The 23,208-nt window shown below is 62.7% G+C and carries 25 protein-coding genes; 4 read left to right on the top strand and 21 right to left on the bottom strand.

Features of this window, described 5'->3' with window-relative positions; all coding sequences use genetic code 11:
• The first annotated feature begins 58 nt into the window (after positions 1-58).
• Together earP and efp are read left to right on the top strand one after the other, a co-directional pair.
• Entirely contained in the window at positions 59-1,216 is a 1,158-nt protein-coding gene (gene earP / locus BLR29_RS03020; RefSeq protein WP_092134497.1) for an elongation factor P maturation arginine rhamnosyltransferase EarP, read from the top strand.
• A gap of 114 nt (positions 1,217-1,330) precedes the next feature.
• The gene (efp, locus tag BLR29_RS03025; protein ID WP_092134499.1) at positions 1,331-1,891 is read left to right on the top strand and encodes an elongation factor P; all 561 of its coding nucleotides are present in this window, start codon (positions 1,331-1,333) and stop codon (positions 1,889-1,891) included.
• Positions 1,892-1,975: 84 nt separating this feature from the next.
• Here efp and nagZ read toward each other — a convergent pair whose 3' ends face one another.
• From nagZ to BLR29_RS03130, 21 genes are all read right to left on the bottom strand, one after another.
• Positions 1,976-3,025 (bottom strand): beta-N-acetylhexosaminidase, encoded by a 1,050-nt coding sequence (gene nagZ / locus BLR29_RS03030; protein WP_092134501.1) that lies wholly within the window; start codon positions 3,023-3,025, stop codon positions 1,976-1,978.
• A gap of 5 nt (positions 3,026-3,030) precedes the next feature.
• Positions 3,031-3,462, bottom strand: coding sequence for a holo-ACP synthase (gene acpS, locus BLR29_RS03035; RefSeq protein WP_092134502.1), 432 nt, complete (start codon positions 3,460-3,462; stop codon positions 3,031-3,033).
• Entirely contained in the window at positions 3,459-4,241 is a 783-nt protein-coding gene (pdxJ, locus tag BLR29_RS03040) for a pyridoxine 5'-phosphate synthase (RefSeq protein WP_092134504.1), read from the bottom strand. The genes acpS and pdxJ overlap by 4 nt, the downstream gene beginning before the upstream one ends.
• Before the next feature lie 26 nt (positions 4,242-4,267).
• Entirely contained in the window at positions 4,268-5,206 is a 939-nt protein-coding gene (gene recO, locus BLR29_RS03045; RefSeq protein WP_255371070.1) for a DNA repair protein RecO, read from the bottom strand.
• A gap of 5 nt (positions 5,207-5,211) precedes the next feature.
• Positions 5,212-6,150, bottom strand: coding sequence for a GTPase Era (gene era, locus BLR29_RS03050; RefSeq protein ID WP_092134505.1), 939 nt, complete (start codon positions 6,148-6,150; stop codon positions 5,212-5,214).
• A complete protein-coding gene (gene rnc / locus BLR29_RS03055; protein WP_092134507.1) occupies positions 6,147-6,917 on the bottom strand; it encodes a ribonuclease III in 771 nt (256 codons plus the stop codon). The genes era and rnc overlap by 4 nt, the downstream gene beginning before the upstream one ends.
• Positions 6,918-6,921: 4 nt before the next feature.
• Positions 6,922-7,314 carry a DUF4845 domain-containing protein gene (locus tag BLR29_RS03060; RefSeq protein ID WP_092134508.1) on the bottom strand — a complete coding sequence of 131 codons (393 nt, stop codon included), beginning with the start codon at positions 7,312-7,314 and terminating at the stop codon, positions 6,922-6,924.
• A gap of 56 nt (positions 7,315-7,370) precedes the next feature.
• Positions 7,371-8,270: a signal peptidase I gene (lepB, locus tag BLR29_RS03065; RefSeq protein WP_092134509.1), complete on the bottom strand. Its 900-nt coding sequence runs from the start codon at positions 8,268-8,270 to the stop codon at positions 7,371-7,373.
• A 46-nt stretch (positions 8,271-8,316) separates the two neighbouring features.
• Positions 8,317-10,110 carry a translation elongation factor 4 gene (lepA, locus tag BLR29_RS03070; RefSeq protein ID WP_092134511.1) on the bottom strand — a complete coding sequence of 598 codons (1,794 nt, stop codon included), beginning with the start codon at positions 10,108-10,110 and terminating at the stop codon, positions 8,317-8,319.
• Between the two features lie 258 nt (positions 10,111-10,368).
• Entirely contained in the window at positions 10,369-11,850 is a 1,482-nt protein-coding gene (locus tag BLR29_RS03075; RefSeq protein WP_092134512.1) for a DegQ family serine endoprotease, read from the bottom strand.
• A gap of 124 nt (positions 11,851-11,974) precedes the next feature.
• On the bottom strand, positions 11,975-13,057 hold the full coding sequence (locus BLR29_RS03080) for a MucB/RseB C-terminal domain-containing protein (protein WP_092135407.1): 1,083 nt from the start codon (positions 13,055-13,057) through the stop codon (positions 11,975-11,977).
• 8 nt (positions 13,058-13,065) lie between these two features.
• Positions 13,066-13,695 carry a sigma-E factor negative regulatory protein gene (locus BLR29_RS03085; RefSeq protein ID WP_092134514.1) on the bottom strand — a complete coding sequence of 210 codons (630 nt, stop codon included), beginning with the start codon at positions 13,693-13,695 and terminating at the stop codon, positions 13,066-13,068.
• Between the two features lie 105 nt (positions 13,696-13,800).
• Complete coding sequence (gene rpoE / locus BLR29_RS03090; protein WP_017229336.1) at positions 13,801-14,400, bottom strand: RNA polymerase sigma factor RpoE; 600 nt, start codon at positions 14,398-14,400, stop codon at positions 13,801-13,803.
• A gap of 318 nt (positions 14,401-14,718) precedes the next feature.
• On the bottom strand, positions 14,719-15,951 hold the full coding sequence (fabF, locus tag BLR29_RS03095) for a beta-ketoacyl-ACP synthase II (protein ID WP_092134515.1): 1,233 nt from the start codon (positions 15,949-15,951) through the stop codon (positions 14,719-14,721).
• A gap of 197 nt (positions 15,952-16,148) precedes the next feature.
• The gene (gene acpP, locus BLR29_RS03100) at positions 16,149-16,388 is read right to left on the bottom strand and encodes an acyl carrier protein (protein ID WP_008644813.1); all 240 of its coding nucleotides are present in this window, start codon (positions 16,386-16,388) and stop codon (positions 16,149-16,151) included.
• 169 nt (positions 16,389-16,557) lie between these two features.
• The gene (gene fabG, locus BLR29_RS03105) at positions 16,558-17,307 is read right to left on the bottom strand and encodes a 3-oxoacyl-ACP reductase FabG (RefSeq protein WP_092134517.1); all 750 of its coding nucleotides are present in this window, start codon (positions 17,305-17,307) and stop codon (positions 16,558-16,560) included.
• An 18-nt stretch (positions 17,308-17,325) separates the two neighbouring features.
• Entirely contained in the window at positions 17,326-18,255 is a 930-nt protein-coding gene (gene fabD / locus BLR29_RS03110; RefSeq protein WP_092134518.1) for an ACP S-malonyltransferase, read from the bottom strand.
• Between the two features lie 72 nt (positions 18,256-18,327).
• Positions 18,328-19,308, bottom strand: a complete 981-nt coding sequence (locus BLR29_RS03115; RefSeq protein ID WP_092134520.1) for a beta-ketoacyl-ACP synthase III — start codon at positions 19,306-19,308, stop codon at positions 18,328-18,330.
• An 84-nt stretch (positions 19,309-19,392) separates the two neighbouring features.
• Positions 19,393-20,472, bottom strand: a complete 1,080-nt coding sequence (gene plsX / locus BLR29_RS03120) for a phosphate acyltransferase PlsX (protein WP_092134521.1) — start codon at positions 20,470-20,472, stop codon at positions 19,393-19,395.
• A 192-nt stretch (positions 20,473-20,664) separates the two neighbouring features.
• Positions 20,665-20,844 (bottom strand): 50S ribosomal protein L32, encoded by a 180-nt coding sequence (gene rpmF / locus BLR29_RS03125; RefSeq protein ID WP_092134523.1) that lies wholly within the window; start codon positions 20,842-20,844, stop codon positions 20,665-20,667.
• Positions 20,845-20,965: 121 nt separating this feature from the next.
• The gene (locus BLR29_RS03130; protein WP_092134524.1) at positions 20,966-21,583 is read right to left on the bottom strand and encodes a YceD family protein; all 618 of its coding nucleotides are present in this window, start codon (positions 21,581-21,583) and stop codon (positions 20,966-20,968) included.
• Positions 21,584-21,851: 268 nt separating this feature from the next.
• Here BLR29_RS03130 and BLR29_RS03135 point away from each other — a divergent pair, with 268 nt between their 5' ends.
• Complete coding sequence (locus tag BLR29_RS03135) at positions 21,852-22,454, top strand: Maf-like protein (RefSeq protein WP_092134526.1); 603 nt, start codon at positions 21,852-21,854, stop codon at positions 22,452-22,454.
• Between the two features lie 3 nt (positions 22,455-22,457).
• Positions 22,458-23,189, top strand: a complete 732-nt coding sequence (locus BLR29_RS03140; protein ID WP_092134527.1) for an SAM-dependent methyltransferase — start codon at positions 22,458-22,460, stop codon at positions 23,187-23,189.
• Positions 23,190-23,208: the final 19 nt, after the last annotated feature.

The raw sequence follows: 23,208 nt of genomic DNA on the forward strand, positions 1-23,208 counted from the left end.
TCTAGAATCGCAAGTTTAGAGCAATTCGCCTGCAGGGCTTTTGCGGGTTATTCCTGCCATGACCATCCGTTCCTGGGACATTTTCTGCACCGTCATCGACAACTACGGCGATATCGGCGTTTGCTGGCGCCTGGCCCGCCAGCTAGCCCAGGAACATGGGCATGCCGTGCGACTTTGGGTCGATGATCTGGCCAGCTTTGCGCGGCTGGCACCCGAAATCGATCCCGCCGCACCACGTCAGAGGCTGGCCGGCGTGGAGATCCGCCGCTGGGACCCCAACCCAGGTGCGCCGTTCGATGCGGTAGCGCCGCATGACGCCGTGATCGAGGCCTTTGCCTGCCATCTGCCCGAGCCCTTCCTCGCTGGCATGGCCGCAGCCGAACGCAAGCCGGCGTGGATCAACCTGGAGTACCTGAGCGCCGAGGCGTGGGTCAGCGAGCATCACGCGATGTCGTCACCCCATCCCCGCCTGCCGCTGATGAAATACTTCTTCTTTCCCGGCTTTGCGCACGGCACGGGCGGCCTGCTGCGCGAATCATTACTCGGGGCACAACGCGATGCGTTTCTGTCCAGCCCGGCTGCTCACGCAACGCTCTGGCACCGCCTGGGCGTGGATCCGATCGCGGGTGCACTGCGCGTCAGCCTGTTCGCCTATGCCAACCCCGCGCTGCCCGCCCTGCTCGAACAATGGCGCGACGGAGCGACGCCGATCCAGTGCCTGATCCCGCAAGGATTGGCCGCCCGGCAGATCGGGGAATGGTTCGGCGCGCCGGCGCCAGTGCAAGCTGGCGCCTCATTTCATGCCGGCAACCTGACGGCGCAGATCATTCCGTTCGTGCGGCAGGAGCACTACGACGAGTTGCTCTGGGCTTGCGATATCAACTTCGTGCGCGGCGAGGACTCCTGCGTACGCGGACATTGGGCCGCCAGGCCATTGATCTGGCACATCTACCCGCAATCCGACGACGCCCATCACGTCAAGCTCGATGCGTGGCTGGAGCGCTTCGGGCGCAGCGGCGTGGCGCCGCAGGCGTCACATGCGCTGACGCAGTTCTCGCATGCCTGGAATGGCTACGGCACGGCGCCTGACTGGGCGTCCCTCCATGCACAATTGCTCGCGCTGACGTCGGCGATGGACCGTTGGCAGCGGCAGCTGCAGCACTTGGGTGATCTGGCCGCAAATCTCGTGGCCTTCTGCGAAAATCGGGTAAAATAGAGGGTTGATTTTGATGGCGAGCCAAGAACAGCAACCGCCGGCAGCGCGCCTTCGCCATACCGATTCCCGGGGTCGTATTGTTCCCGGACCTACTTTTTCAGGAAAACAGTTCAGATGAAAATCGCACAGGAACTCCGCGTCGGCAACGTGTTCATGATCGGTTCCGATCCGATGGTCGTACAGAAGGCCGAGTACAACAAGTCGGGCCGTAACGCCGCCGTCGTCAAGATGAAGTACAAGAACCTGCTGACGGAAGCCCCGGGCGAGTCGGTATTCAAGGCCGACGACAAGTTCGAGGTGGTGGTGCTGGAGCGCCGCGAATGCACCTACTCGTACTTCGCCGACCCGATGTACGTGTTCATGGACACCGAGTACAACCAGTACGAAGTCGAGAAGGACAGCATGGGTGACTCGCTGAACTACCTCGAAGACGGCATGAACGTCGAAGTGGTGTTCTACAACGACAAGGCTATCTCGGTGGAAATGCCGACGACGCTGGTTCGTGAAATCATCTACACCGAACCGGCCGTCAAGGGCGACACCTCGTCGGGCAAGGTGCTCAAGGGCGCCAAGATCAACACCGGTTTCGAACTGCAAGTGCCGCTGTTCTGCAACATCGGCGACAAGATCGAAATCGACACGCGTACCGGCGAATACCGCAGCCGCGCCAACTAAGGCGTGTGCACCTTCCCGCTCTGGCGGCGGGGAGACGAAAAAGGGCAGCTTCGGCTGCCCTTTTGCTTTGATCGACGCGCAACGTCAGGCGATCAGCTGATGCTCCTTCAGCAAGCGCAGCGCAGCGCGATACTCGCCTTCCTGCTGCAGCTTGTTCCAGTCCAGCGGCTTCTTGCGACCGAACAGCTTGCGGATGCGGCGTTGCGAAGCCTTGCCGATCGAAACATCGAGCTCGGACAGCAACTGGTCCGCGCGATCCGGATGATTGCAGATCAGCACCATGTCACAGCCGGCGTCGAGTGCGGCACGCGCGCCCTGCGTGACGGTACCAGCCACGCTTGCGCCCTCCATGCTCAGATCATCGCTGAAGATCACCCCCTCGAAGCCCAGCCGCGCGCGCAGCACGTCCTGCAGCCAGAAACGCGAGAATCCAGCCGGGTTCGGGTCCACCTTCGGGTAGATCACGTGCGCCGGCATCACCGACGCCAGCGCCCCACCCATCCAGTCGTACGGGCGTGCATCCTGGCCCAGGATCTCGTCGAGTTCGCGCTCATCAACGGGCACTGCGACGTGCGAATCGGCAGCCACAAAGCCATGCCCCGGGAAATGCTTGCCGCAGTTGCTCATGCCCGCCAGCAAAAGGCCGTGCGTGAGGTGATTGGCCAGCATCGTCACCACGCGCGGGTCGGCGTGGAAGGCGCGATCGCCGATCACGGCGCTGCGCCCGTAGTCCAGATCCAGCACAGGCGTAAAGCTCAGGTCGATGTCGCACGCGCGCAGCTCGGCCGCCAGCACGTAACCGCAGGCGATCGCCACCTTGGTGGCTGCCATCACATCGCGATCCCAGAGTTCGCCCAACTTGCCCATGGCTGGCAAGTGCGTGAATCCATCGGTCCTGGCGCGCTGCACGCGACCACCTTCATGATCGATACAGATCAGCACGTCGTCGCGCACAGCACGAATGGCGCGCGTGAGTGCTGTCAGTTGCGCGCGTGATTCGAAATTGCGCGCAAACAGGATCACGCCACCTGTCAGCGGATGGGCGATGCGGCGCGCATCTTCCGCATCGAGCTGCTTGCCCACCACATCAAGCACCACCGGACCCGGCTGCTTGCCGGAGACTTTCTTGTTCATAGAAATTAGTTCGAGGCAGGTTCAGACAGCGGATCGGCCGGCTGGCCAGTCCGCTCCGCGATCGCAAAGGCGACCGCATAGTCGTGTTCGTCACTGACACTGACACGGATGGTCAGGCCGCGTTCCCGCACCCATTCGGCAAGTTCGCCCGTGCACTGAGGCGTGGGCTCGCCCGAGGGCAGGTTCAAGAGTTCCATCGCGCGCCACGTCATCGGCCAGCGCATGCCCAACCCGATGGCCTTGGAGAAGGCCTCCTTGGCCGCGAAGCGCGTGGCGAGGAACGCGAGCCCGCGCTTTTCGGAGCGGGCCTTGCGCGCATGGTAGACCTTCAGCTCACGCGGACCGAGCACCTTTTCCGCAAATCGTCCGCGTGTGCGCTCCATCACGCCCTGCACGCGATCAATCTGGATGATGTCGGTACCGACGCCGTAGATCACGCCGCCTGGCCCGGAACGGGGTAGCGGGTGCCAAGGCGCGCAGCTACCATGATTGCCTTCATCTCGCGCACGGCGTTCTGCCAGCCCACGAACACCGCATGCGCGACGATTGCATGGCCGATGTTGAGCTCCTTGATGCCCGGCAGTGCCGCGATCGGCTGCACGTTCGTGTAGTGCAGGCCGTGACCGGCGTTGACGATCAGGCCGTGCCTCAGGCCGGCGTCCACGCCCTCCGCCACACGCCGGAATTCCGCAGCCTGCTCATCGGGCGTGTGGGCATCGGCATAGCGGCCGGTGTGGATTTCGATCACCGGCGCCTTGCAGGCGGCCGCAGCAGCAATCTGGTCAGGGTCCGCGTCAATGAATAGCGAGACGCGGATCCCCGCATCGGCCAGCTGGCGGCATGCGGCGCTGACCTGCTCGAAGTGGCCTGCCACGTCGAGGCCACCTTCGGTGGTCACCTCCTCGCGCTTCTCGGGCACCAGGCAGACATCCTGCGGCTGGATCTCGCAGGCGATATCCAGCATCTCGCGCGTGATCGCGCACTCGAGGTTCATGCGTGTAGCGAGCCTCGGCCGCAGCGCGCGCACATCGGCGTCGCGGATGTGGCGACGATCCTCGCGCAGGTGCAGCGTGATCAGGTCCGCGCCCGCCTCTTCCGCCTGCAAGGCGGCCTGGATCGGGTCGGGATATACCGTGCCGCGCGCGTTACGCAGCGTGGCCACGTGGTCGATATTGACGCCAAGGTCGATGACGCCGGGGTTCGCGTGGAAAATCATGCTGTCGAATCGTAAAACGTCAGGAATCAGAGGTACTGCAGGTCAATCAGGATCTGCCGCGTCTTCAGCGGCGCACCCTGCAAATAATAATGCAGCAGGAACCGCATCAGGGCACGACTTTGCGCCGCCGTCTGCGCGCGCGAATAATCGTCCTGTCCCATGTCCAGCAGCGTCTGGCCCGAAATCACCGGCCAGCTCGACGGATCGCTCGCGTGAGCCCGGCGCACGCCGCGCTCAGGCTGATAGACATAATCGAGTCCGGGCTGAACGCGCTCGCCGGATCCAGTGCACTGGTCGAATGCCACCGCGAAGCCGGTCTCCTGCAGCAGCACGCGTTCGAAACTGCGCAGCACCAGGCTTGCCGATTCGCCATGGGCTAACCGGGTCAGCGTGATCATGTAATGCCGGAACAGGGCGGGATGAGCGTCCTCGCGCGGACAGAAACGCAGCAAGAGCTCGTTCAGATAGAAGCCAGAAAGCAACGCGTCGCCGGACAGCGGCAGCACACCGCCGACGTATTCGGCCTTGGTCAGCGTCTTGACCTCGCCGCGACCGGTCCAGGACAGGGAAATCGGGTGGAAGTGCTGCAGCACCGCGCGCAGTGCCGAATGCGGACGCTTGGCGCCTTTCGCCACCATCGCCATGCGACCGTGATCACGCGTGAAAACATCCAGGATCAGGCTGGTTTCGCGATAGGGATACGCATGCAGGACAAAACCGGCCTCGTTGGCCACGCGCAGTTCCGTACGAGCTGGAACAATGCGCATGGCGCGGTCCATCATCTCGCGCCCGGCGGCTACCGCGGGACTCAGGCCGGGCACGGACTGGGATTCGAGGAGTTCCGCGGCCTCTTCCGCGATGGGATCGGCACTACGCGCGCGCGGTGCGTCGGCACGGCGCGCGACGGTGGCAGATGGCGCGGTCTTGCCAGGGCCACCGGCCCCGCCGCGACGCACGTCAGGCATCTTGCTCACTCGTAGCCGTAGGCACGCAGTCCGGCTTCGTTATCGGCCCAGCCGCTCTTGACCTTGATCCACATCTCCAGGTAGACCTTGCCGTCGAACAGCTTCTCCATGTCGAGGCGTGCCTCGGTGGAGATCTGCTTGAGCTTGCTACCCTTGTTGCCGATGATCATCGCCTTGTGTGCGTCGCGTTCCACCAGAATCGTCGCAAAGACGCGGCGCAGCCGGCCTTCGGTCTCGAACTTGTCGATGACCACGGTGCTCGTATATGGCAGCTCGTCGCCGGTCCAGCGGAACACCTTCTCGCGAATGATTTCCGACGCCAGGAACCGCTCGCTGCGATCGGTCATCGCATCGGCGTCGTACATCGGCTCGCCTTCCAACAAGTAGGGGCGGATGATGGCCAGCAGCCGCGTGATGTGGTCGCGCGTCTTGGCCGACATCGGCACCACTTCCCGGAAGGGGAACATCTGCCCCACCTTCTCCAGAAAAGGCATCATCACCTCCGAGCGATTCTCCCCGAGGCGATCCAGCTTGTTGGTCACCAACAGCACCGGCACATTCTTCGGTAGCAGCGAGAGCACGCGCTCGTCATCGGCGCCAACATAGCCAGCCTCCACGACGAACAGCACAACATCCACCGACGACAGCGTGGACGTGACCGCCCGGTTCAGCGAACGGTTGAGCGCACTGGCATGGCGGGTCTGAAAACCCGGGGTATCGACAAACACGAACTGCGCGTCATCCGTGGTCTGGATGCCGACGATCCGGTGGCGCGTGGTCTGCGCCTTGCGGGAGGTGATGCTGATCTTCTGGCCGACCAGCGCGTTCATCAGCGTGGACTTGCCGACATTGGGGCGGCCAACGATGGCCACCGTGCCGCAGCGAAAAGCCGGGGCATCAGACGGTTCCGCCGCAACCTGCTGCGGGGGGAGAGAATCGGTCATTCCTTCAACCTGAGAGACAACTGGGGATCCGGGGGCACCGGCTGCTTGCGGGTCTTGCCCGTGCGTTCGGCCCGGCTGCGCTTGAGCAACTGGGGTACGAGCTTCTGAACTTCATCGAGCGCGAGCTTGGCTGCCGCCTGTTCGGCCGCACGCCGTGAGGCGCCGGTGCCGAACACGCGCACCTCCAGTTTAGGCACGGTGCACTCGACTTCAAACTGCTGGCTGTGTGCGGCACCGTGGGTGGCGATGACGTTGTACTGCGGCAGGGCAATCTTGTGGCCCTGGAGATACTCCTGGAGCAGCGTCTTGGCGTCCTTGCCCAGCGTGCGCGGGTCCACCTGCTCCAGAATCGGGATATACAGCTTGCGGATCAGCGCCCGCGCGGCATCGAAGCCGGCGTCGAGGAACACGGCGCCAACGATGGCTTCCAGCGCGTCCGCCAGAATCGACGGACGGCGGAAACCGCCGCTCTTGAGCTCACCTTCACCCAGGCGCAGCGCGTCGGACAATTGCAGCATCTGGGCAATTTCGTACAGCGCCTGCTGCTTGACCAGGTTGGCGCGTACGCGGGACAGGTCGCCCTCGTCCAGCTTGCCGAACATGTTGAACAGCATGTCGGCGACGGCACAGTTCAGTACGGAGTCGCCCAGGAATTCCAGGCGCTCGTTGTGCTGTGCGCTGTGGCTGCGATGCGTGAGCGCCTGCTGCAGCAATTCGGGCTTGCTGAATCGGTAGCCGAGACGTTGCTGCAAGGCGTCGAGGGTCATGTCGTTACTGCGTTCCCGAATAGGTAATCAAAAAGCTCAGTGGACCATAGACAGGGATCTCGGTCCGGTATTCAAAGCCAATATTACGGATCCTGCCGCTCTCGTCTTCGATCACATTCAGATCCTCGCCCTTGACTGCCTCGATACGGTCAATCTGGGCTTGTCTGTTGAAATTGGCGGCCACTTCATTGCGGTTGTTCGATCGGTCCTTCGCATAGTTGATCGCCCGCTTGACCGAGAAATACTCCAACACACTCGGAATCGATTTCAGCCCCGGCAAGACCACCGCAATGACGATGACGATGACGATCAGCAATGACCCCAAAGAAAAGCCGCGTGACCTACGCCTCACATCAACGCGGACATTCCCCCTGCTTCCCAAAAACCATTGACCCATGTTGCGCTTCCCTCAATTTTTAGAGTGTATTTGCGCCGCGCGAGACCGCCGGATTGTTATTTGAACGATCCCACGCGTCCGAAGTTACCCAGATTCATCCAGATCAGGAACGCCCTGCCGACCACATTTGTGTCTGGCACGAAGCCCCAGTACCGGGAATCGAGGCTGTTGTCACGGTTGTCACCCATGACGAAATAGTGACCTTCCGGCACTTTACACGTCAGCCCCTGCTGATTGTAAGTGCAGTTCTCGCGGAACGGAAAATCCGGATCCGCGCCAGCCACGAAAGCCGGCCGGTCGGCGTCATTCAGGATGCCATGCTCCGGACCGCTGGGCAGCTTCTCGGTGAAATGCTTCGAGTACGCCAGGCGCTCTTCATCCAGGTAATCCGGCAGCGCGCTGTATTCCGCCGGCTTGCCGTTCACCGTCAGCTTCTTGTTCTCGTAGCTCACCACATCGCCCGGCACGCCAATGACGCGCTTGATGTAGTCCAGCGATTCGTCTTTCGGATAACGGAAGACCATGACATCGCCGCGCTGCGGCTCGCCCATGTTGATGATCTTCTTGTTCACCACCGGCAAGCGGATGCCGTAGTCATACTTGTTCACCAGGATGAAGTCGCCGATCAGAAGCGTCGGGATCATCGAGCCGGACGGGATCTTGAACGGCTCCACCACGAACGACCGGAGCACGAACACCGCCAGGATCACCGGGAAGAAGCTGGCCGAATACTCAAGCCACCATGGCTGGCGCAGTTTCTCTTCCGCCAGCCGGGCACGCGAGTTGTCCAGCTCGGCGGCACCGTGCATCGACTGCATGTCGGCGCGGCGCGCGTCGAACTCGGCAAGCGCCAATTGCGCCACGCTGCGGCGCTGGCGCTCGAAGACCAGCTTGTCCGCGACCCAGGCAATGCCCGTAATGACCACCAGCACAAAAAGGATCAGTGCAAAATTCATGACGGCTTGGAGTGTTGTCGATGTTTTGTTGTTGCCGGACCCGCGCTTACTTGTCGTCCACCTGCAGGATGGCCAGGAATGCCTCTTGCGGAATTTCCACGGTGCCCACCTGCTTCATGCGCTTCTTGCCCGCCTTCTGCTTTTCCAGCAGCTTCTTCTTCCGCGAGATATCCCCGCCGTAGCACTTGGCCAGCACGTTCTTGCGCAGCGCCTTCACGTTCTCCCGCGCGATGATGTTCGAGCCGATGGCCGCCTGAATAGCCACGTCATACATCTGGCGCGGAATGATTTCGCGCATCTTGGCCGCCACCTCGCGCCCGCGATATTGCGAGTTCGAACGGTGCACGATTACGGACAGCGCATCGACCTTGTCGCTGTTGATCAGAATGTCCACCTTGACCACATCCGAGGGGCGATATTCCTTGAACTCGTAGTCCATCGACGCGTAGCCGCGCGACACCGACTTCAGGCGATCGAAGAAGTCGAGCACGATCTCCGCCATCGGAATTTCATACGTGAGTTGTACCTGCTTGCCGTGGTAGCTCATGTTGATCTGCGAACCACGTTTTTGCGTACACAGCGTGATCACCGAGCCAACATAATCCTGCGGCATGTACAGGTTCACCGTGACGATCGGCTCCAGGATCGCCTCGATCTTGCTCGGATCGGGCATCTTGGCCGGATTTTCCACCGTTATCACGGTCCCGTCACGCAACTGGACCTGGTAGACCACCGTCGGAGCGGTGGTAATCAGGTCCATGTCGAATTCGCGCTCCAGTCGCTCCTGCACGATTTCCATGTGCAGGAGCCCCAGGAAGCCGCAGCGGAAGCCGAAGCCCAGCGCCTGCGAAACTTCCGGCTCGAACTGCAGCGCGGCATCGTTCAGCCGCAGCTTTTCCAGCGATTCCCGCAGCGCTTCATACTGGTTGGCCTCCACGGGATACAGCCCCGCGAACACCTGCGGCTTGACTTCCTTGAAGCCCGGCAGCGGCGCCTCGGCCTTGCGCGTGGTGGTGGTGATCGTATCGCCCACCTTGGCGGCCTTCAGTTCCTTGATGCCGGCGATGACGAAGCCCACCTCTCCTGCCGCCAGCGACTCGCGCTGGATCGACTTGGGCGAGAACACACCGACCTGCTCCACCAGGTGCTGGGCGCCGGTGGCCATCAGCAGGATCTTGTCCTTCGGGCGCAGGGTACCGTTGACCACACGTACGAGCATCACCACGCCCACGTAGTTGTCGAACCACGAGTCGATAATCAGGGCCTGCAGCGGAGCGTCCGGAGTGCCCTTGGGCGGCGGCACCTTCGCGATCAGCGCCTCGATGACGTCTTCCACGCCTTGCCCGGTCTTGGCCGAGCACGGCGTGGCATCCTGTGCATCGATGCCGATCACATCCTCGATCTCCTGGATCGCGTTGGCGGGGTCCGCCTGCGGCAGGTCGATCTTGTTCAGCACGGGCACCACTTCCACGCCAAGCTCGATGGCGGTGTAGCAGTTGGCCACGGTCTGGGCTTCCACGCCCTGGGATGCATCCACCACCAGCAGCGCACCCTCGCACGCAGACAGCGACCGGCTGACTTCGTAGCTGAAGTCCACGTGTCCCGGGGTGTCGATCAGGTTCAGGTTGTAGACCTGGCCATCGCGGGCCTTGTAGCTCAGCGCGGCCGTCTGGGCCTTGATGGTGATACCACGCTCCTTCTCGATGTCCATCGAGTCGAGCACCTGTGCTTCCATCTCGCGATCGGATAGCCCACCACAGCGCTGAATGATTCGGTCGGCCAGGGTCGATTTCCCATGGTCAATGTGGGCAATGATCGAGAAATTACGGATATGGTCCATCTAGTGCTCAAGGAAGCCCGGCGCGCCGGTGAGTCAGGGGGCGCGGGAGCTAAAAATGGTGGGGCGCGAAGCTCGTGCCAATCCGCGATTTTACCGGATTTTCAATGACTTCCGGCGCGGGAAATGGTGTCGGTCGTTGCGTGAGGGCGGCGACCAGATGACGCGGGAGATGCCGCCTGGATCACCCGCCCCGAAAGACAAATCGCGCCGGATGGGCTCCGGCGCGATGATTTTCCCGAAAGGCTCCTGCGCCTTGCCTTAGCGAGCCTGACTCGGGCGCAGCGTCAGCACCTGGGTGGCGTCGCCACGACGGACAAAAACCGCAGCCATCTTGTTCTTGTCCAGCCCCTTGACCAGTTCGTTGAACTGCCGGGCACCCGTCACATCAGTATCGCCCAGGCGCAGGATGATGTCGCCAGGGCGAATGCCGGCGCGCGCCGCCGAGCCATCCGCCGACTCCACCTCCACACCCGACTTGACCTTCAGCTCCTTCAGGCGTGTTTCGGAAAGATCGTTGACGATCAGGCCTAGCGAGTTTGGCTTGGCCGCCGGTGCTGCCTCATCCGCGCTGCCGCCACGCTTGTCGCCGCGACGCGCCACGGCCTTGGCGTCCGGCTCCAGCTCGGCGACAGTAATCGACACGTCGCGCGCCTGGCCCTTGCGCCACAACTGCAGCGGCACTCGCGTACCAGGCTTGGTGTCGCCCACCATGCGCGGCAGATCCGACGCCTTCTCGATATCGCGGCCGTTGAACTTCAGGATGATGTCGCCCGCCTCGATCCCAGCCTTTTCCGCCGGCCCGCCTGGCTCCACGCTGCCCACCAGGGCGCCGCGTGCACGGCCCAAGCCGAGCGAATCGGCCACTTCCTTGGTGACATCGCCAATCGCCACGGCGATGCGACCGCGTGTAACCTTGCCAGCGGTCTTCAGCTGCTCGGACACGCGCATGGCCTCGTCGATCGGAATTGCGAACGAGATGCCCATGTAGCCGCCGCTACGGCTGTAAATCTGCGAGTTGATGCCGATGACTTCGCCGCGCAAATTGATGAGCGGGCCGCCCGAGTTGCCGGGGTTGACCGCCACGTCAGTCTGGATGAACGGCAGGTAGTCGCCGGTATCGCGACCCTTTGCCGAGACAATCCCCGCGGTCACGCTGTTGTCGAGCCCGAACGGCGAGCCGATAGCCAGCACCCATTCCCCCGGACGGATCTTGTCCGAATCGCCCAGCGGCAGGCGCGGCAGATTGGTAGCCTCGATTTTGATCAGCGCCACATCGGTGCGCTTGTCCGAGCCAATCAGCTTCGCCTTGAATTCACGCTTGTCCGGCAGGGTCACATAGATGGTTTCCGCGTCGGCCACCACGTGAGCGTTGGTCATCACATAGCCGTCCTGGCTGATGATGAAGCCGGAGCCCACGCCACGACTCTGCTCCTCACCTTGTGGCGGCTGGCCACGGCGGGGCGGTGTCGGCGCACCGGGCATAGGAACCCCGAAGAAACGGCGGAAGAACTCAGCCATCTCATCGTCGTCCGGCGTGCCGTTGCCGCGTGCGCGCACCCGCTCGGTCGTGCGGATGTTGACCACGGCCGGGCTCGCCTTCTCGACCAGGTCGGTGAAGTCTGGAAGGTTGTAGTTCGAGGCTGCCGCCTGGGCATGGCCCAGTTCGGACATAGCCGGACCCAGTACGAGCATGGCGGTCATGACCACGGCTCGCACCAGGGCTGGGGATCTGGAAATCATCGACAACTCCCGGGAGATCAGCGAGAAACGTAAGCTTCGCGGCGCATCAGGGCGCCTGGGAAGCGGAACTGCCAGGTGGCTTCGGCACGGCGCGCTCTGCCCCGTGCCGCCACACGCGGTTTCCTCAGTGTACCGCCTTGGGAGGGCGATACTCCACGCCCGCGGCGAACTGCCTGACCGTGGCGGCCGGCACTTCGCCGACCACCGTGATCCAGTAGTCGGCCACGCGTCGCACCACAACTTGCGTGGCGCCGAGCGAAGCTACGCCTTCACGGCGGGCGCGTTGTTCGGATACGGGCTCGATGAAGATCGACAACCCGGTCAGGCCATCGCTATAGACGACCTGGAGCACTTCGAAGACCTGGCCACCCTTGTTGTTACCTTGTGCCGGCGCACGCAGCTCCCCAAGTGGTCGGCGAACTTCGCGGATCTTCTGGAAGCCCTTGAGAGATGAATTAATGGTCCATCCCTCGTCGGCGATATTGGCCGGCTGGTAGGTAACCTCGTAGTGATTCCACGAGCTGGCACCCTTGATCGCGCTAAGGATGCGCTGCTTGTCGGATGGCACGCCGATATCGACCTGCGAGAACGCAACCTGCTCCAGCACCTTGCCACCCTCGCCGATCGTCTGCGCGCGCATCAGTAGCCCGGAATTCTTGTCGGCCCACAGGCGCACCGCATAGCGGGCATTGTCATGCGGCTCCAGGCCAAAGACTTCGCATTCCACGCCAGCCACGCGCTCGGCGGGCAGCTTGCGCATGTCGTAGAGATCGAGCACATCGCTCTTGTTGGTGGCCAGCAGCGCCGGGAAACGATCCTTGGCCTCCTGCTTTTCCACCACCACCAGCTTGGCTTCGGGGATCAAGCTGTGTACGACGTCGTTCTGGCGCAGAACTTCGCGCGGCTTGCCGTCCAGCGTTTCCAGGCGCTCGTACTCGTTCTGTACGAGATCGCTGTAATGCTGGATACGCGACGCATGCATGACACTGCCGCGCTGGTAAATCAGCGTGCCGACATAGTTCTCGCGCTGGGCCGCACGGTGGATCTTGTTGAGCCACGCCGTGGCGTCCCGTCGGTTCAGCGTATTGTCAGACGGCTGCGCAGTGGCGGCGGCAGCGGTCAGACATAAGGCCAGAAAAAAGGACCTGCGCAGGCCCTTCTTTCTGTGTACGCCCGCTACGTTGGCGGACGACCGTCCTTTATGCATGTCCGGCATTATTCCTGCGAATTGTCCTGAGTGAAGTTTGCACCGTTGGCCACCGTGCGCATGGTCGGCACAAAGGCGTCCGTTGCAACCGACGTGCGGTGCGCGCGCAGGTATTCGTCGAGACGGGGATCGCGAATCATCTGGGCGCTGTCCGCGGCGACAGCCATGATGGCACCGGATTTGACCGGCGCTGCGGGTTGTTCCACGCGAGCCACCACGGCGTCAGGGGCGCCGATATCGTTCGGGCCGCGCATTTGCGGCACCACGACCCAGCTCACCGCAGCGACGGCAGCAGCGATCGCCGTGCCCGGCATCACGCGTCGTACCCATGATGGGCGGACCAGCATGCGCTGACGGCCAGCCGCGGCAACGGCGGGTACCAGCACATGAGGCTCAACCTCGAGGCGGGCGGAAAAGCGGGAAAGGAAAGCGTCGGTCGAACCAGCGTGCGTCAGTTCTTCCGAACGCAGCGTGTCACCGATCAGTTGATACATGGTCCAGTCGGACATGCCCGCATCGCTCTTCGCGAGACCCAGCACTGCGTCCACTTCATTCGGCGCCAGCTCGCCGTCCATCAATACGGAGATTTGCTCCGATGCTTCCACTACATGAACCGACTGCTTATGAGCCTGACCCATTTCCAACCCCAAGAAATTCCATTGAACACCGATAAATCCCGTCACTACCGCTGTCGTTTATCGATGCAGGAATAGGCTGCAACGCTGGCCGCACGACATTCTGAACTACCACCGCTTACCCTCTGCCGTTCCCAGCAGAGGTCGCAATTTTTCCGCGATCGCCTCACGCGCCCTGAAGATTCTCGAGCGCACTGTTCCGATCGGACACCCCATCGCCTCCGCGATCTCCTCATAGCTGAGGCCTTCAATCTCGCGCAGCGTGATGGCAGTGCGTAATTCCTCCGGAAGCGCTTCCATCGCACGGTTGACCGTCTCGGCCACCTGGCGCGTGTGGAGCATGGACTCCGGCGTATTGATATCCCTTAGTTGCTCGCCGTCTGCAAAAGTTTCAGCCTCTTCGGCATCGATATCGCTGGACGCTTCCGGCCGGCGGCCCTGGGTCGCCAGGTAGTTCTTTGCGGTGTTGACGGCGATCCGGTACAGCCATGTATAGAACGCGGATTCCCCCCGGAACTGGGGCAGGGCCCGGTATGCCTTGATAAAGGCATCCTGCGCCACATCCTCCACTTCGGCGGAGTCCCGGACAAGGCGCGAAATGAGCCGGATGATCTTGCGGTGGTACTTGGCCACCAGCAATTCAAAGGCTCGCTTGTCGCCCTGCTGGACGCGTTCAACTAGAAGCTGATCGGCTTCGCGCTCGCTCACGAATGGTTCACCTGCAGTGTATCTCTTGGTTTCGTCGTCACGACAAACGTTGTATTTTACCTACGATTCCGGCGCAACCGAGTATCGCGAAGCGCATTCTGTGACCGCAGGTGCTCCCATTGGTTCCAGGGTTATTGATATTGGTTGCACCTGCGTGCAACCCCATCCAGCCCCCGGGTCCGCAGGACGGATGCTGCATACGAGACCGGCGCATGAAAATCGGGGAGGCAAAACAGAACCAGGGCCCATCGCATCGGACGGGCCCCGGGGTGGCGTGAGCCGAAAAGGCTGCGCCCATGCGCGACAGCTTGCGCGAAATCAGATGCGACGGAAGACAAGCGTGCCGTTCGTGCCGCCAAAACCGAAGTTGTTTTTCACAGCGACATCAATCTTCATTTCACGCGCCGTATTGGCCACGTAATCCAGGTCGCATTCGGGGTCCTGGTTGAAGATGTTGATAGTCGGTGGCGACACTTGGTTGTGGATCGCCAGCACCGTGAACACTGACTCCAGGCCGCCAGCGCCGCCCAAGAGGTGACCCGTCATCGACTTCGTCGAATTGACCACCATCTTGTAGGCGCTATCGCCAAACGCGAGCTTGATGGCATCGGATTCGTTCTTGTCGCCCAGGGGCGTAGACGTACCGTGCGCGTTCAGGTAGCTAACTTCGTCAGGATTGACGGCTGCGTCCTTCAGCGCGGCGACCATGCAGCGGCGTGGACCGTCCGTGCTCGGGGCGGTCATGTGGAACGCGTCCCCGCTCATGCCGAAGCCAATCAGTTCGGCGTAGATGCGTGCACCGCGGGCCTTCGCCGACTCATACTCTTCCAGCATCATCACGCCAGCACCTTCGCCCAGCACGAAGCCATCGCGATCCTTGTCCCACGGACGCGACGCCGCAGCGGGGTCGTCGTTGCGGGTGGACAGCGCACGGGCGGCGGCAAACCCGCCAATACCCAGCGGCGACACCGTGGACTCCGCCCCGCCGGCCAGCATGGCGTCGGCATCGCCGGCCTGAATCAGGCGAGCAGCCAGGCCAATACTGTGCAGGCCGGTCGTGCAGGCCGTCACGGCGGCCAGATTCGGGCCCTTCAAGCCGTGAATAATCGACAGGTGCCCGGAAATCATATTGATGATCGATCCCGGCACGAAGAACGGCGAGATCCGGCGCGGGCCGCGGTTGGCCAGTTCCATCTGCGTATCTTCGATCATCGGCAGGCCGCCGATGCCGGAGCCGACCAGCACGCCGATGCGATCGGCGTTGGTTTCGTTGATTTCCAGCCCGCTATCCTTCAGGGCCTGCGAACCTGCGGCGATGCCGAAATGGATAAACGTATCCATATGGCGGGCTTCCTTCGCCGGAATGTAATCCTCGGCGTTAAAGCCCTTCACTTCGCCGGCAAAATGCACGGCCAGCGCGGAGTGATCGAATTTGGTGATGGTGGCAATACCGGACTTCCCGGCGACCAGGTTGGCCCAGCCTTCGGTAACCGTGTTTCCGACCGGGGACACGAGGCCAAGCCCGGTGACGACGACGCGACGACGGCTCACTATTTTTCCCTACGAGTGCGTGAAGCGGAATTGGATTGATTCAGGATCTCGCCGATCGTGCCGTAAGGCAACGGTATGGGTTGAGATCATTCCGATTCTGCTTCTTCGAACAGACGAAAGCCACAGAAAACAGCATGACAGGACCGTGACGGCCCCGCCCATGCGCCTTCTGTGGCTCGGAATACGAAGACGACGGCTTAGGCCTTGACGTGCGCGGTGGCGTAGTCGATTGCCTGCTGCACGGTCGTGATCTTTTCGGCTTCCTCATCGGGAATTTCCATGCCGAATTCATCTTCCAACGCCATCACGAGTTCAACCGTGTCCAGCGAGTCTGCGCCGAGATCGTTCACGAACGACGATTCGTTCTTGATGTCTGCCTCGGCCACGCCAAGCTGTTCAGCCACGATTTTCTTGACGCGTTGTTCGATATTGTCCATGTAACCCTCCAGGGAAGTTCGACAAAAAGTGGGCGCATTTTAGCAGGTTTGGACCACAAAACATCCGCCTGCAGTCCATTGCAAGAATCGCGCCCGTTTGGTTTCAAAAACAACTACTTCGCCCGGCTTCTTTCGGCTTCTCCCTCGAAACCGAAACCGGGAAAGGCAATCAGTTCATGTACATGCCGCCGTTCACATGCAGCGTGGTGCCCGTGATATAGGCGGCCTGCGGACTCGCCAGGAACGCCACCGCATTCGCGATGTCTTCCGGCTGGCCCAGGCGACCCAGCGGAATCTGGGTCTTGAGTGCCGCATGCTGCTCTTCAGACAGCGCCTTGGTCATGTCGGTGTCGATGAAGCCCGGTGCCACACTGTTCACAGTGACGTTGCGGCTGCCGATCTCGCGCGCCAGCGCACGGGCCATGCCTTCCACACCAGCCTTGGCGGCCGCATAGTTCATCTGGCCGGGGTTGCCGGTCGACCCGACCACCGAGGTGATGTTGATGATACGACCACCGCGCGCCTTCATCATCGGGCGCAGCACGGCGCGCGACAGTCGGAAGACGGCCGTCAGGTTCGTGTCGATGACCGACATCCAGTCATCATCCTTCATGCGCATGGCCAACTGGTCCTGCGTGATGCCGGCATTGTTCACCAGCACGCCCAATCCGCCGTGAGTCTTCACGATTTCGTCGACCACGGCCTCGCAGCGCGCGGCGTCGTTCACGTTCAGCACCACGCCGTTACCCTTCAGGCCTTCCGCCGACAGGTATTCGCCAATGGCGGCCGCACCCGATTCGCTGGTAGCGGTACCGATCACCGTGGCGCCCTGACGGGCCAGTTCCAGTGCGATGGCGCGGCCGATACCGCGCGAGGCGCCAGTCACCAGCGCAACCTGATTTTCCAGAGTCTTGCTCATGTTGCGATATTCCTTCGCTTACTTCAGCAGCGCCAGCGTGTCTTGCAGCGATGCGGGATCAAAAATCGCGCCACCGACGAGATTGCCGTCGATGCGCTTGGTCATGCCGGCCAGCACTTTGCCTGGGCCGCATTCGATGACGTGCGTCACACCTTCCGCAGCCATCTTCTGCACGCCTTCCACCCAGCGCACCGGCGCGGCGGCCTGGCGGACCAGCGCATCCTTGATCTGCGCAGGATCGTTGGCGATGGCGACGTCAACGTTGTTGACCAGCGGAATGGCCGGCGCCGAGAACACCAGGCCAGCCATGCGCTCCTTCAAACGATCCGATGCGGGCTTGAGCAGAGACGAGTGGAAAGGCGCCGAAACCGGCAGCGGCAGCGCGCGCTTGGCCCCCTTGGCCTTGGCGATCTCGCAAGCACGCTCCACTGCGGCCTTGTGGCCGGCAATCACGACCTGCGACGGCGCGTTGAAGTTGACCGCTTCCACCACGCCAGCGGCCGAGGCCTCGGCGCACGCGGCGCGCACATCGTCGTCGGACAGACCAAGGATGGCGGCCATGCCACCCTCACCTACCGGCACGGCTTCCTGCATGGCCTGAGCACGGAAGCGCACCAGCGGTACCGCGTCGGCAAACGGGATGACGCCCGCGGCCACCAGCGCCGAGTATTCGCCCAGGCTGTGGCCCGCCACCAGTGCCGGGGCCGGGCCGCCGGCGTCAAGCCAGGCACGGTACACGGCCACCGCAGCCGTCAGCATCACGGGCTGGGTGTTGGTGGTGAGGTTGAGTTCTTCTGCCGGGCCTTCCGCGATCAGGCGGCCGATATCCTGGCCGAGCGCGGTGGAGGCTTCCTCCAGCGTGGCACGCACGACGGGATTGTCGGCAAACGCGTTAAGCATGCCGACCGATTGAGACCCCTGACCGGGGAATACGAATGCGAATTTCATCGGAAATCCAATCCTAGAGAACCATACTGTCGACTCGCGCCGCGCACCGAAGCGCGCCGCGCCGGCCGCATATTACATGCGCAGCAGCACCGCGCCCCAGGTAAAGCCGCCGCCGACACCTTCCATCAGCACCGTCTGACCCGGCTTGATGCGGCCGTCGCGAACCGCCACGTCCAGCGCCAGCGGGATGGACGCAGCCGACGTATTGCCGTGCTCGTGCACCGTGGCCACCATGCGGTCGCCGGACAGACCGAGCTTCTTGGCCGTGCCCTGCATGATGCGGATGTTGGCCTGATGGGGAATCAGCCAATCGATCTCGTCCGACTGCACTTCCGCAGCCGCCATCGCTTCGCGGGCAACCTTGTCCAGCACAGTCACGGCGAGCTTGAACACCGCCTGGCCATCCATGTGCAGGAACGCATTGCCCGTGATGGCGCCACCGGACACATTGCCCGGTACGCAAAGGATGCCGACGTGGCTGCCATCCGAATGCATGGCCGACGACAGGATGCCCGGCTCGTCTGATGCCGACAGAACCACGGCTCCGGCGCCATCGCCAAACAGCACGCACGTCGTGCGGTCGTTGAAATCGAGAATGCGGGAGAAGACTTCCGTGCCGATCACCAGCACGTTCTTGTGCGAACCGCTGCGGATGAACTTGTCCGCCGTGGCGAGCGCGTAGACAAAGCCCGAACACACAGCCTGCAAGTCGAATGCCGCGCAGTTGTTGGTGATGCCTAGCTTGGTCTGCACCAGGCACGCCGTACTCGGGAACACGAAGTCCGGCGTGGAGGTGGCGACGATGATCAGGTCGATATCCTGGCGGTTGATGCCGGCCGCGGAAATTGCCTGCTCGGCAGCCTTGACGGCCAGGTCGCTGGCGGTGACATCGGGCTCCGCCCAGTGACGCGCCGAGATGCCGCTACGCGACACGATCCACTCGTCGCTGGTTTCGATGCCCTTTTCCGCGAGCTGCGCAGCCAGTTCGTGATTGGTGACGCGCCGCGGAGGCAGGAAGCTCCCCGTACCGATGATTTTTGCGTACTTGGTCATGTAGTGTCGGATCTAGATGCTCACCAGGTCGCCCGGGCGCGGGCGCATCGGCAGGCCCCGCCACGCGGGCGTGGCATCTGGGCCTCAGGCGGCACGTGTGTCGGGATGTGGGTCCGGTGCGTCTGTCTCCGGGCCGCCAGTCGCGGCGCCTGCGGCACCGGACTTGTTGGCAAAGGCCCTTGCTATGCGTTCAATGACGCCATTACTGGCCGCATCATACCCGCGTTTGATCGCCCATTCAAAAGAGTGGGCATCGGCCGAACCATGGCTTTTGATCACCAGCCCGCGCAGACCCAGGAGGGATGCGCCGTTGTACCGTGCGGGGTCCAGCCGGCGCGCCAGGCGCGACAGCACGGGCATGGCCACGCCGGCCAATAGCTTGGTGAACCAGGAACGCGTGAACTCTTCCTTGATCATGCTGCCGATCATCTTGGCCAGGCCCTCGGTGCTCTTGAGCGCCACATTGCCGACGAAGCCGTCGCAGACGACGATATCCGTCGTGCCCTTGAAGATGTCGTTGCCTTCCACGTTGCCGTAGAAGTTGAGTTCGGAAGCGCGCAGCAGCTCGCCGGCGGCCTTGACCACCTCGTTGCCCTTGATGACTTCCTCGCCGATGTTGAGCAGGCCTACCGAAGGATGGTCCTTGTGGTCCACAACGGACACCATGGCCTCGGCCATGCGGGCAAACTGCAACAGGTGCCCGGGTTCGCAGTCGGCATTGGCGCCCAGGTCGAGCACCGTGGTGCCCCAGCCCTGCTCATTGGGAATGGTGGTGGCAATGGCCGGCCGCTCGATGCCCTCGAGCGTCTTCAGCACGTAGCGCGACACCGCCATCAGCGCACCGGTATTACCGGCGGAGATGCATGCGTCGGCCTTGCCTTCCTTGATTTGCGTGACGGCCACGCGCATCGAGGAATCCTTCTTCTTACGCAGCGCCACTTCCACCGGGTCATCCATGGTGATGACCTCGGTCGCCGCCACAACGGTGACGCGCGGATGATCCACCGCATGCAGCTTCTTGAGCTGCGCGCCGATGGCGTCGGGCAAGCCGACCAGAATCATCTCGGCATCGTCGTGACGGGAAAGAAAACTGATCGCCGCCGGCACGGTCACGGATACACCGTGATCGCCGCCCATGCAGTCGATAGCGAGCTTGATCGTCATTGTTTCCAAATACGGAAAGCGCGCCGGCACCCACCGCATCGGTTCGCGGGGACGCAACCAGCCGGACACGCGGATACGCTGCCGTGCGGGCGCCGAGCGCCCAACAAAAAAGCGGCAACGAGCTTGCCGCTTTCCTGTTTTACACCTGACAACGTGCGCGAGCGAGACACAGGGTCACGCCAGACGACCTGGTCAGTCGTTCTTGGTCTTGATGACCTTGCGACCACGATAGTAGCCGTTCGGGCTCACGTGGTGACGCAGGTGGGCTTCGCCCGTGGTCGGCTCGACGGCCAGAGGTGCGACCGTCAGGTGGTCGTGCGAACGATGCATGCCGCGCTTGGACGGCGACTTCTTGTTCTGTTGAACTGCCATGATGACTCCTTCGAGAATTTTACGATATTAACACACGCACCCTGCACAAGGCGTAGCCGGGGCCCGGCCGGGTACTTGACCTGCTACCAGTAAGACGCTGGCACCGTACGCATAAGTGGCGTCAATGCTTCGTCTTCAGGCTGGCCAGCGCCGCGAAGGGCGATGGCCGCTTTTCTTCTTCAGGTGGCGCCTCGGGCTCCACCTCGCCGTCCGTGCCGGTCACGAGTGACTCGTGCACTGCCGGGCAGACCGCATGCTTCGGCGCCGACGGCAACGCCAACAGCACCTCGTCTTCAATCAGATCCAGCGCCGAAAACTTCTTCGAACCCACGATCACGTCGAGTTCATCATCATCCATCGGCGCCTCGTCAGCCGCTTCCTCGCTCATCATGACCTCGAAGCGCATCTTCGTGGCGATCGGCTCCGGATACACCTGGAGGCACCGCTGGCAATCCAGCCAGACCCGTCCATTGACCGTCACGTCCAGGAACATCCGTTTGGACACCGGCTCGCCGGGCTCCACCGCCTCCTCGCGCACAAAGCCCGCGAGCATGTACCGGAAGGTTTCCTCCGGCGCCGACGCTGGCGCATCTTCCGCCGTCTCGGCTAAGATGCGCGGCAAATCGCGCGTCACGACCTCTCCCGTCACGTTGCCGCCTTTGCGGCAGAAGGCGAAGAGATCCGTTTCGCGCAGATCGAATGCCACGGCGGACGCCGCAGACTGGGTCGGCTGACTCATGTAGGGCTGACGCTGGAAATATGCCTTGTTTGCCGCATCTGAAGACGATCCACGCTGACGAGGCTGGATTCGCCTGCCGGCCAGACCCTTGAGGGAACCCGGCCCGGCGCGAGGCACGAACGTGCCCGAGCGGCTAAACGCGCGATTTTACGACGAAATCTTTGAAGCGGTCAAAGTATACCGACCCTGCATCGACCTTGCACAGCGAATTCCCACACAGATATGCAGCGCCCGCCGCATCCTTTGTTCTTTTTGCCCAGTGACTGATATGTCTTCCCCCGATGCCCGCCCTCCCCTGATCCTGGGCTCAAGCTCCCCCTACCGGCGCGAACTGCTGGCGCGCCTGCGCCTGCCTTTTGAGGTCGCCACCCCGGACATTGACGAAACGCCACTTCCCGGCGAAGCCCCCGAGGCCACCGCGCTCCGACTGTCCCGCCTGAAAGCGGAAGCGATCGCCGCGCGACACCCGGGCGCACTGGTGATCGGCTCAGACCAGGTCTGCACGCTCGATGGCACGCAGATTGGCAAGCCTGGCAACCACGAGAAAGCGATGGCGCAACTGCGTCAGATGCGCGGCCGTACCGTCACATTTCATTCCGCCCTGTGCCTCCTGGACGGCCGCACGGGGCAGGCCCAAGTGGCGGACGTGCAAACCCACGCCACTTTCCGCGACCTGTCCGACGCGGAACTCGACACCTATCTGCGGCTGGAAACGCCTTACGACTGCGCCGGGAGCGCCAAGGCCGAGGGCCTGGGCATCGCGCTGCTGGCCCGGGTGGAATCCGACGATCCGACGGCGTTGATCGGCCTGCCGCTGATTGCGCTGACCGGCATGCTGCGCGCGGCCGGCTATCCGCTATTTGGAGCCTGAGCCATGACCGGCACCCTTTTCCTGATCCCGAACACGCTGGGCAAGCGCGATGCATTCGACCCGCTGCCCGACGTCATTCCGGCCGGCGTCCAGCAGATCGCCGCACAACTCGACTACCTGGTAGCCGAAAACGCCAAGACGGCGCGCGCCTTTCTGAAGAAGCTGAATGAAACCAGCGCGCTGGCGCACCCGATCCAGCAGATCGAAATCCGCGAACTGAATGTGAATACGCGAGCCGAAGCGCTGGCCGCCCTGCTCGATCCGATTGCAGAGGGGCGCGATGGTGGCCTGCTGTCGGAAGCCGGCGTGCCGGCCGTGGCAGACCCGGGCGCGGACCTCGTGCGACTGGCCCACGCGCGCGGCGTTACCGTGCGCCCGCTGGTTGGTCCGAGCTCAATCCTGCTGGCGGTCATGGGCTCAGGCCTGAACGGCCAGAGCTTTGCGTTCAATGGCTACCTGCCCGTCGATGCCGACGCGCGCGCGCAAAAGCTGCGCGAACTGGAAGCCCGCTCGCGCAAGGCGCACCAGACACAAGTCTGGATCGAAACCCCCTACCGCAATGGCGCACTGCTGGAAGCACTGCGACAGCATTGCGCCGGATCGACCCTGCTGTCGATCGCCGTCGATCTGACGCTGCCCACCGAGACGATCGTCACGCTGCCGCTCTCGGCGTGGCGGCCGGACCGGCTGGATCTGCACAAGCGACCGGCCATCTTCTCGCTGCTGGCCAGCTGACCCGCGCCACCCGCAGGCT

It is taken from the genome of Cupriavidus sp. YR651, assembly GCF_900101625.1.
Taxonomy (GTDB): Bacteria; Pseudomonadota; Gammaproteobacteria; order Burkholderiales; family Burkholderiaceae; genus Cupriavidus.